This is a genomic window from Streptomyces filipinensis, assembly GCF_014649495.1.
Classification (GTDB): Bacteria; Actinomycetota; Actinomycetes; order Streptomycetales; family Streptomycetaceae; genus Streptomyces; species Streptomyces filipinensis.
In genome coordinates, this window is record NZ_BMTD01000034.1 from 1 (window position 1) to 10,024 (window position 10,024).

The 10,024-nt window shown below is 68.2% G+C and carries 6 protein-coding genes and 5 pseudogenes; 7 read left to right on the top strand and 4 right to left on the bottom strand.

Going from position 1 to position 10,024, the window contains the following annotated elements:
* The first annotated feature begins 482 nt into the window (after nt 1-482).
* Nucleotides 483-1,082: pseudogene (locus IE244_RS39730) on the top strand (transposase family protein).
* Nucleotides 1,083-1,088: 6 nt separating this feature from the next.
* Here the strand turns inward: IE244_RS39730 and IE244_RS39735 are convergent.
* Entirely contained in the window at nt 1,089-1,706 is a 618-nt protein-coding gene (locus tag IE244_RS39735) for a TetR/AcrR family transcriptional regulator (protein ID WP_191878455.1), read from the bottom strand.
* 69 nt (nt 1,707-1,775) lie between these two features.
* Between IE244_RS39735 and IE244_RS39740 the strand changes: the two genes are divergently transcribed.
* The gene (locus tag IE244_RS39740; protein ID WP_191878456.1) at nt 1,776-3,110 is read left to right on the top strand and encodes an alpha/beta fold hydrolase; all 1,335 of its coding nucleotides are present in this window, start codon (nt 1,776-1,778) and stop codon (nt 3,108-3,110) included.
* Between the two features lie 243 nt (nt 3,111-3,353).
* Here the strand turns inward: IE244_RS39740 and IE244_RS39745 are convergent, their stop codons facing one another.
* Nucleotides 3,354-4,115, bottom strand: a complete 762-nt coding sequence (locus IE244_RS39745; RefSeq protein WP_191878457.1) for a maleylpyruvate isomerase family mycothiol-dependent enzyme — start codon at nt 4,113-4,115, stop codon at nt 3,354-3,356.
* Nucleotides 4,116-4,223: 108 nt separating this feature from the next.
* Here IE244_RS39745 and IE244_RS39750 point away from each other — a divergent pair.
* Nucleotides 4,224-4,630, top strand: a pseudogene (locus IE244_RS39750) (transposase); the annotation flags it as partial.
* A 179-nt stretch (nt 4,631-4,809) separates the two neighbouring features.
* Nucleotides 4,810-5,583 (top strand): enoyl-CoA hydratase-related protein, encoded by a 774-nt coding sequence (locus IE244_RS39755; RefSeq protein WP_191878458.1) that lies wholly within the window; start codon nt 4,810-4,812, stop codon nt 5,581-5,583.
* 405 nt (nt 5,584-5,988) lie between these two features.
* Here the strand turns inward: IE244_RS39755 and IE244_RS39760 are convergent, their stop codons facing one another.
* Nucleotides 5,989-7,143 (bottom strand): NAD(P)-binding domain-containing protein, encoded by a 1,155-nt coding sequence (locus IE244_RS39760; protein WP_191878459.1) that lies wholly within the window; start codon nt 7,141-7,143, stop codon nt 5,989-5,991.
* Nucleotides 7,144-7,379: 236 nt separating this feature from the next.
* Nucleotides 7,380-8,327 (bottom strand): annotated as a pseudogene (locus IE244_RS43320) (glycosyltransferase); the annotation flags it as partial.
* A 139-nt stretch (nt 8,328-8,466) separates the two neighbouring features.
* Here IE244_RS43320 and IE244_RS39775 point away from each other — a divergent pair.
* The 3 genes and pseudogenes from IE244_RS39775 to IE244_RS39785 all read left to right on the top strand — a co-directional run.
* On the top strand, nt 8,467-8,928 hold the full coding sequence (locus IE244_RS39775) for a BP74-related protein (protein ID WP_191878462.1): 462 nt from the start codon (nt 8,467-8,469) through the stop codon (nt 8,926-8,928).
* 118 nt (nt 8,929-9,046) lie between these two features.
* Nucleotides 9,047-9,537, top strand: a pseudogene (locus tag IE244_RS39780) (transposase); the annotation flags it as partial.
* A 10-nt stretch (nt 9,538-9,547) separates the two neighbouring features.
* A pseudogene (locus tag IE244_RS39785) lies at nt 9,548-10,024 on the top strand (helix-hairpin-helix domain-containing protein); the annotation flags it as partial.

The following is a 10,024-nucleotide window of genomic DNA, read 5'->3' on the forward strand; positions in this document are numbered from 1 at the left end:
CCGAACCGACAACCCGACCGTACAACCCCCCACACACAAAACGAAACAGTCACTCCACACACCCCACCATGCATTCCACACAACCACCCCTGAAAAAAACCACCCCCACCCCCCAACACCCCACCACCAAAAACCAAGAAAAAAACCGACGCTCCGGTTCAAAGCTGCCAGCCGACCACAGACAGCACGGCTAAGGGCTGTCCCACCCCCGGCGCCCGTGAACTGCTCGCCAACCTCGCCGACCACATCGCCATCGGCTGTGCGGCAGGCCGGCACCGAGGTGTTGACCCGACTACCGAGCGACTCGCCGGGCCACGGCGCATCCCCCGGTCGGTCGCCCGGACAACCGGCCCTGACCCTGTCACTGAGCTCTTTCAGCATGGCCACTGATCGGGTGACGGGATCGATACCCACAACGCACGAGGCGCCCGTGCCGTTGGGGTAGGTGTTCGAAGTCTCAACCCACAGGCACAGAAGCTGCGTTGGTTCCGTACTCTGCCGCTCTCGACCTGCCCCGCGCCTTGGTCGAGTGGGTCACCATGCTCATCATCACCGGCGAGGGTGACCGCCGCTGCGAGCCCCACCGCACCAGCCTGCCCTGGCCGGCCGGGTGTACCTGCGCCGGCACGACACCCTCGCCCAACTCGCTGACGGGTTCGGCATCGCCGTCGGCACCGCACGCGCCTACCCGACAGCCGTCGTCGGTTGCTCGCCGACCGCGCACCCGGCCTGCTACGCGCCCTGCGCGAGGCCAACCCGGACTACGTCCTCCCCCTGGCGGAGTGCGATCTCGTGCCCACCGGATCATCCGGATCTGCGACCGCCAGGGTGTTCCCCTCCTCGCCGACCACGCCTACCTGGGAGCCGCGCCCTGGGTGACTACACCCCTCACACGCCCACCGGGTCGCGACCTCACACCGAGCTGGCAAAGCGTCAACCGCGCGCTGTCCACAGCACGGGCGCCGGTCGAGCGCGGCGTCGCATGACTGGAGTCGTGGCGGATCTTGCGCAGGTCCCGGTACAGCCCGAATCGAAGGACGTCCATCGCCACGGCCGTTCTCACCCTGGAGCGGCAGCACTGAAAGAGCTCACCGGGTGAGTTCGGCTTGGCGCAGGCTGCTGAACACCGATGGGGTCGTCCATCCGCGCAGCGCGGCGTGCATCGTCGAGCGGAATGCGGACTCGGCCGTGCTGGCGTCGAGGGCCCCAGCCAGTTCGAGAGTCACCAGCCCGTGCAGGGTGGCCCAGACCGACAGGGCGATCGACGTCGCATCGCCGGCGAGGACGGACGCCGCCAACGCGCGATCGATCGCCGCGAGGAGCGGAAGGATCGGGTCACCGGCACCAACCTTCCCCGACGGGTCGAAGGACTGCACACCCCCGAACAGCACCGTGTACAGGTGGCTGTGTCCGCGCCCCCAACGACGGTAGGCGACGGCCAGCGCATAGAGGTCGGCGAGAGGGTCCGCGGAGGTCTCCGCCGCCGACAAGTGATGGAACAGACCGGCGACGGCTCTGTCGCGCACCGCGCCGATCAGCCCGTCCTTGCCGCCGAACAACGAATACACCGCCGTCGTCGACGCCTCCGCAGCAGCCGCCACGGCGCGGACCGTGAGCGACTCCCGCGGACGCGTGGCAAGCATCTCGGTCGCGCACTCCACAAGCCGCTCTTTGACGGCCTCGTCGTTTGTTCTCGGCCTACCCACGGCCAGCAGCCTACCCCGGTTTGATAACGTCGTTTTGAAACGTCGTTCTGAAACTGTCGGAGGTCCGCTATGCCCACGCCCGCCATACGCCTCGTCCGCTTCACCGGACGCTTACTGCTGGCCCTGGCCGCCGTCGCGACGCTGGTCGTCGTCTTTCTCGCACTGATCGCCCTCACAGACGGGGCAGGCTCGGGACTCGCCGCGTGGTTGACGACCCTTGGATGCGGGACTGTCCTCGCGACGTGGCGGGCCCGGCGCCGCACTTGGCCGACGCGGCTCGTGCCGTTCCTGCCGGTGGCTGTCGCGGCGGCGTTGACGGCGTCGGTCTGCATCCCGACCGTGCCGACGGCCCGGCGCTACCCGCCCGCCCTGGCCTTCGTGACCACGCAGCACTGGAGCCTGACCACGGGCAGCCGGGTCGCGGTGTACCACTACCCGCCCGCGCACCCCAGCCCCCGGCACCCCATCCCGCTCGTGTACCTCAACGGCGGACCGGTCCGCGGCATCTCGGTGCTCGACCACCGGTTCCTGCGACTCCTGTCCCACCAGGGCTACGACGTCTACACCTACGAACAAGCCGGCGGCGGACGAAGCGACCTGCTCCCCATGGGCCACTACACGATCTCCAGGTCGGTCCGCGACCTCGCCGCTTTCGTCGACCGCCTGAACAAAGGCAAGGTCGACATCCTCGGATTCTCCTCAGGCGGGGCCGTGCTCACCCGAGCCCTGGCCGATCCGAGCGTCGCCGCACGCCTGCACCGGGCGATCATCGCCGAGCCCGGACCCATGGACGGCCCCACCGCCCACATCACCGGGCACAAGGGCCGAAAATCCGCACGCGGCCTCGCGCCCGCCCCGACCGGACCGCGATCGACGCACGTTCCCCGGTACGCCGCGGCATTCGGCCTCATGCGACTCGGACTCCTCAGCCCCGACACCGGACTGATAGGACAGGCCGAAGGCGACAACGCCTTCACCGCCGCCGACCTCGGCAGCGACACCGCATCCGCCTACTGCGCGCGCGACGCGCACCGCCTCCCCGCCGAGGACACCGCACAGAACTTCTCCTTCAGCCCCGCCGCCAGCCTCCGCATCCAGCAGACGGTCAAGGACTCACCCTCCATCGCCTCACAACTGAGGCAGTCGCGGACCCCCGCGATGCTGATGATCGCCGAGTGCTCCTCCCAGGTCCGTCAATGGGAGACCACCGTCCTTGCCAATGACCCCGCCATCCAGCGCACGCAGTACATGCCCGGAGTCGGACACCACATGTGGAACGACCTGGACCACAACAACGACCGAGCCGCCGCCGTCATCACCGCGTTCCTTCAGGACAAGCCGGCACCCCTGCCGAACTACCCGACCCGCAACGCGATCCCGGCCTTTCTGCGCGATCACAAATGAAGACACTGCAGCCCGTCACCCGCAAGGGAGCCAGGTACAGCCAAGGGCAACCTCTTGGAGCACCTGACAGAAAGCCTGACCGTAGCCATATCCCCTCCCTGGCTGAGTCGGCAGTGCTGCGGGAGGCGCTCGGGCCCGAGCTGTACAAGGCCGTACTGGCCGTCCGCCGTGCGGAGGCGGAGCAGTTCGCGATGTTCACCGACGCGGACGTCATCGAGGCCGTCCACTGGCGGTATCGACTGGCTACTCCTCAGGCTCCCAGGCGATCAGCTGCTCGAACGCCTGATGGTCGCCCTCGATCTTCAGGTCGCTCAGCGTGAGGCGGCCCCAGACGAAGAGGAGCAGCTGCTCGGCCGTGCCCGTGGCCGAAGCGGAGGCGGGCGCGGCGCCGTCCGTAAGGGGTGCGGGCCAGGCGCCGGTGCCGTCCAGGGCGAGGAGCCAGGAGCGGCCCTCGGTGGCGTGGTAGTGGATGGTGGCGGCCTCGTGCGGCCAGGCCGCCGGGGTGGAGTTGCAGGTGTCGAGAAACTCGGCCACGCCGTCGATCGCGACGTCCGCCGGCATCGGCTGCACGGCGCCTGCGGCGAGCTGGGCGTCGTAGGTGTGCACCAGCACCTCGTGCACCCGGCGCCGGGCAACACCCCAGGAATTCGCCGGCGACACGCCGGCGCCCCACCACGCCCAGCACTCGCGCTCCGGGCCAGCCTCGCGCAACACACTCAGCAGCAGCTCGTTCGACTCGGCGTACCAGGCCAGCAGCGCCTCGAGCTCGCGCGGCACCTCCGCAGCGTCCTTGGCCGGCGGAGCCTCGGCCGGGCCCGCGGCGACGATCGCGGCCCACCAGCGCTGGCCCCTACCCAGGTGCTGCACCAGATCGAACAACGTCCACTCGGGGCAGGACGGAACCGGCGCGTCAAGGCTGGGCGCGGCGGCAACCGCACTCCGGAACGCGGCCGACCGCTCGTCGATCAGTTGCAGCAGGGTGGAATACTCAAGACTCTCTGTCACATCGCTTACCTATCACCCCAGCTCAGCCGACCGCACCCTATTTTCCAGGCCGTCAGCGGCGGGAGTTACAACGGCGGACACAGTGAGGTGGATCGGCGCTGACGGTCGTTGCCGACCCGGGAGTTCAGCGTTCGGTCGAGTGTGGATACACCGCCGTGGATCGTGTCGGATCAGCTGTGGGACCGTCTTGAGCCGCTGCTGCCGCAGCGCGAGCGGCGCTTCCGCTACCCCGGCCGCAGGCCCTTGCCGGACCGGGACGTGCTGTGCGGGCTCCTGCACACCGGCATCCAGTGGGAAGTACCTGCCCAAGGAACTGGGCTTCGGCTCGGGCATGACCTGCTGGCGCCGGCTGCGGGACGGGAACGATGCCGGAGTGTGGCAGCGGATGCACGAGGTCCTGCTCGCCGAACTGAACCCGGCGGCGAAGCTCGACTGGCCCCCGCTGCGTGGTCGACTCCTCCCACATCAGGGCGGTGAAAGGGGAGCCACACGGACAGCGCGCCCCACCGCCACCTCCGCGACAGCGGCCGGTGATGAGTCGGGCGGGCCCGGGCGTGCGGAGGCAGGCTGCTGGGAGGGTGCCTCTCTGTCCTTCGTCAGGCGAGGCATGGGCTTCGCCTCGTAGAAGGTGCCGTCGCGAAGCGTCGCGAACAGCACACGGACTCGGAGCGCGGGCCAGGCGTAGGCTGAGATCATGGCCACATGTGAGCGGGTGATCGTGTCCCCTCAGGGCGATTACATCTGGGTCACTATGAATCACCCCGAGCGCAGGAACGCTCTGAGCAGGGAGATGCTGCGAGAGCTGCAGAAATCCCTGACCGAGGTGGCCGACTCCCGGGCCAGGGGGATCGTGTTGGCGGCCAAGGGACCGGTTTTCAGTTCCGGGCACGACTTCGCCGACGTGCTGGCCCTCGACGTTCAGGGCGCCCGCGAACTGCTGCAGCTGTGCACCGACGTAATGCGGCTGCTCGAGTCCGTCCCCCAGGTGGTGGTGGCCCGGGTGCAGGGGCTGGCCACGGCCGCGGGGTGTCAGTTGGTGGCGTCCTGCGACCTGGCCGTGGCGGGTGACCGTGCCGGGTTCGCCCTTCCCGGCGGCAAGGGGGGCTGGTTCTGCCACACCCCTGCCGTTCCGGTGGCTCGCTCCATCGGACGCAAACGGCTCATGGAGATGGCCCTGACCGGTGACGTGATCGACGCCCGCACCGCCCTGGACTGGGGACTGATCAACCAAGTCGTACCCGACGGAGAGCTGGACACAGCGGTCGAGGAACTCCTCACCCGCGCCACCCGCGGCAGCGCGGCCAGCAAGGCACTGGGCAAACGCACCCTGTATGAACAACTGGACCGCCCTGAAGCAGAGGCCTACGACATTGCCTGCCGGGTCATGGCCGACTCCTCCCAAACCCCGGCAGCTCGTGAAGGCATCACCTCCTTCCTTGAAAAACGCCCACCCCACTGGCCCCAATAGCAACAAGGGCGGCCGAGGCGATGCAGTTCGGCTGCCAAAGAGGTGATCTGGGCGCGGGCAGGAAGGGACGCGGACACCGCAGATGCCCGCTCGCCATACCCAGCCGATGCGCCGGCACGTGCCGGCTGCCCGTCCAAGGGAGAGGGTGCGCCCTGCCCCGCAGGCCGCGCCGGGCCGAGGCCGACGGGGCGATCGACCGGCGCGCGCCCGTGCGGGTCGGAGAGAGGGGGCGCGGCCGTGCCTGTCAGCGGCCGGTCGGTTGGGGTTGGACCCCACCGCCAGCGGCCACTTCTGCCCTGCAGCACGCTGCGTCGACCGATCATGCCGCCGAAGCCATGGCCGGTTGCGTGGGTGCCGACGGCTGGGGCACCGCGGGTGCGCTCGTGAGCGGGTCGGGTCTTCCCGTCAGGCCCAGCGGGCCTGCAAGTGCCGCAGGAGGATGGTCGCCGCGGCCGGTGCGGCCTTGACGAAACCCAGAAACGGGCCAAAGTCCTGCGTTGCTGCGAATCCGGTGAGATAGAGCCCGGGAACGGCGGTCTGGAAGTTCTCGTCCAACACCGGGAACCCGTTGCGGGTGGCGATCTGCTCCAGGAGACCGGCCAGGTAGGGGACACGTGCCAGGTCGGGTGCGTACCCGGTGGCGAACACCACCTGATCAGCTGTCAGGGTTTCGGAATTGGACAGCGTGACCTGCACGGTGTCACAGCCCGCGCCGCCGTCGACGTTGACGACATCGGTGTCCGGCCACAGGTGCACCACCGCCGGGTCCAGCCGGGCAGGCAGCCATGGTTCCAGAGTCGCCCGTCCGGCCCGCCAGCACCGCATGTCGATCGCCTCCCGTTCCGTGGCCGTCAGCCGACGCCACCACCCGGTGACCTGCAGGGTGCTGTCGACGTAGTCGTCGAAGAACGCCCAGCTCACCGGCTCAAAACGCGGAACGGGATGGCGGTGGACGACGTCGACGTGTTCGGCATCGTGCTCGGCAAGCAAGGCCGCCCACTCGTACGCGCTCTGCCGACCTCCCACGATCAGCACCCGCCGGCCCGCCAGGCCGTCGAAACGGACCAGGTCACAGCTGTGGGCCGCCCGACGGGCCGACACATCGGCCGCCCACGCAGGCAACCGCCGGAAATAGCTGACACCGGGAGCAGCGACCACGACCTCGGCACGCAGCCGCCCGCCATCGGCGAGTTCCGCTTCGAATCCCGTCTCCCGCCGTGCGATGTCCCGCACCAGTCCGGTCCGGACCGGCACCTGTTTGACGCGGCAGAACCACTCCCCGTACTCACGAAACAGTCCCACGGGCACCGGGAGAACCTCGTCACCGGCCAGGCCCCGCTCTTCCAGAAAGGCCTGAAAGGTGTGCACTCCCGCGGCGTCCAGATGCCAGTCGACCCCCGAGCGCAGCAGCATTCCGTCGGGCATGTGATCATGCCAAAAACCCATCGGCCGCCCGACCACCAGCGCGTCAATGCCGTGATCGCGGGCGAGGGCGGCCGCTGAGAGCCCGAAGGGTCCCGCACCGACGACGAGCACATCGGTGGAGAGAGTTTCGTCCATGTCAGGCTCCCTTCGGCCTGCGGATCCGCGAACACCACCAGGTGCGTGTGACACGGCCGAGCCAGGGCACCTCAGCCTCGGGCCTGGCCTCTGCCTACCCGGCGGGGACCGCCCGCCCCGGCCGTGCGATTTCTCATTCCGATGTCACCACTTCCTCTCATCTAGATGTTATGCATGCGCTGGTCAGACCACAGATGCGGTGACATCAACGGCTCTGAACTCGGCAACCCACCTCGTTACCGGCCCGCGAACTGGCCGGCGACGGCCAAAGCATCCGCGTCTACGACTTCCTGACCCGCACCGAGGAATCGATAGCCGTGACGGGGGACGGCTCGATGAACGCTGCGGACGGCCACGGCGGCGGCGATGCAGGACTCATGGACGCCTTCATCGAAGCGGTGGCCACCATGATCAGCCGAAACCTGGCCAAGGCCGCGGGCCGCCTCGTTGCCCTTCATGGGCACGACCGAGGGAAGCCCAAGCTCTGGCACCACCCGGGCTGGGTCACTGAGGAACATACCCGTGCCTATATTGCTGCCAGCGAGCACGGGGATCCCGGATCGCGCCGCCTCCAGCGCGGTGAACGGGAATCCATCCTGACGTGATGGAATCACCACAAGGTCGGCACTACGAATGTCGGCATCCAGTTCGTTCTGGTCACCTGTGAAGGGCCTGACCTTGACGGGTATTCCCGCCATCGAGGAGAGCGACTCCTCCTGCTCTCACAGAGCTTTGGGGTTGCCTCCTCGAACAACCAGCTGTACGTCGATCCCCCGCCTTTGAAGCTCTCCCACGGCATAGGCAGCTGTATCGGTGCCCTTGAGAGGGTCGTCGGCCCGTCCGAACAACAGGACATTGAGCCGCTGTTGTCCTTGATAGTAGTGCGGCGGTTCCTTGAGAGTGACGCCAGAGATGAGTTCGTGGGCGGGGGGTGGTTTTTCGGACATGCGGGCCAGTCTTCTGGCCTCGTCCGCCAGTAGCGGGCCGACTCCGACGACGAGATCGGCTCTGCCGATCAGGTCCCGTTCGGTTCGGGCATGTTCGTTCGCTTGATCCGGGTCACCACGCCACCGGTCCAGCTCATCCACTGCAGGATGGACGAAGTGGACGACCTTGACTGACGGGTAGAACTGATCGCGTAGATAGCCGGCAACACCGCTCGAAAGTCGGCCTGCCCCGAGGAGGACGTCGACGTTCCGGGGGCGGGCCGGGGGCCGTCACCCTTGCGACATCAGTTCTCCTTCAAATTTACAATAAGTAACTGATCCAATACTCCTTGTGTTCGTCGTCAAATGTGCGACGCCCGGACCGAGGAGAGACCCCATGCGACGCGTGTTCACCAAGGCAGCCGGCCTGGCCGCCGTCGGCCTGCTGGCCTTCGCCACAGCACAGCCCGCTCAGGCCCACACCCTCACCCATCAGCCTGGCCACGCCGACACGAGCGCCGCGTACTTCGTGATGACCGACATCACGCGGGAGGAGTTCATCGTCAAGCTGACCAAGCCCGGCGACATCGAGCACGCCCGCGAACTCGTCAGCGGGGAGACCACCGACCGTCCCCACCTGTTCACGCGGATCCTCAAGCGGCAGGCCCCCTACAACCCGCGCTGGAGCTACCACAACAACCCCGACAGCACGGAATTCTTCGACCATGCCTTCGAAGTCTGTGACGCGACCATCCCATACGTCGAAGACAACCTCGACGAAGCCGGTGGCGCCTTCCTGCCCGGCCTGGTCTGGTGCGACTGGACCTCGCGCCTCGTCAGGGAAGTCCCCGCCCCGTAGGTGACCAACCAGGCCGGCTGGCGCCGTACCTTCACGACGCCCCGACCCAGGCAGGGCTGCTCGGGCCGATCGTTCACGGTCGGCCCGAACGCATGCGCCCGGATGGTCCCCGCCCGATCTCGCTCTGGTGTACCTGCGCAAGCACGAGCCCCTCGTGCAGATCGCCGCCGGGTTCGGCATCTCGGTCGGCACCGCGCACGCCTACACCACCGCGGTCATCGATCTCCTGGCCGCCCGCACGCCCGGTCTGCTGCGCGCCCTGCGCGAGGCAGAGCCCGAGTTCGTCCTCCGGGGCGCTGCCACGACCTCACCGCGGCCCGTGCTCACCGGATCATCAGGATCTGCGAGCGCCAGAGGGTGCCGATCCTGGCCGACCGCGCCTACATCGGTGCCGGCGCATGGGTGACCACACCGGCAAGACGGCCTGCGAGAGGCGAACTGACGCTCACCCAGCAGACCGTCAACTGGGCACTGTCAAAGGCGCGGGCCCCGGTCGAGCTTGACGTTGCCCGACTGAAGTCCTGGCAGATCTTCCGCAGAGCGCGATGCAGCCAGAATCGAATGACGTCAATCGCCAAAGCCGTCCTCACCCGGGAGCGGCAACACTGAAAGACCTCAATGTCCCCGCTGCGGATCGGGTATCGACACGAGCGAGGAACGCTGGCGGTGCGCTCAGGGCCGCAACTGCCACCTGGTCGCCTCCCTCTCCTACGCCGCCGGCCGGGACCAGCTCGACATCGGGGGCCTGGGCCAGACCCGCATCGTCCAGCTCGTCGAGGCCGGCCTGGTCGCCGATCTCGCCGACCTGTTCACCCTGCAGCGCGACCAGCTGCTCGGCCTGGACCGGATGGGCGAAACCGGCAACGACAACCTCCTCGCCACGATCGCCAAGGCCAAGGGACAGCCGCTGGCGCGCGTGCTGTGCGCGCTCGGCATCCGCGGCACCGGCCGCTCCATGTCCCGGCGCATCGCCGAGTACTTCGCCACCATGGACCACATGCGCGCCGCCGGCGCCGAGGCGATGCAGCAGGTCGAGGGCATCGGCGCAGAGAAGGCCCCCTCGATCGTCGCGGAACTCGCGGAACTCGCCCCGCTC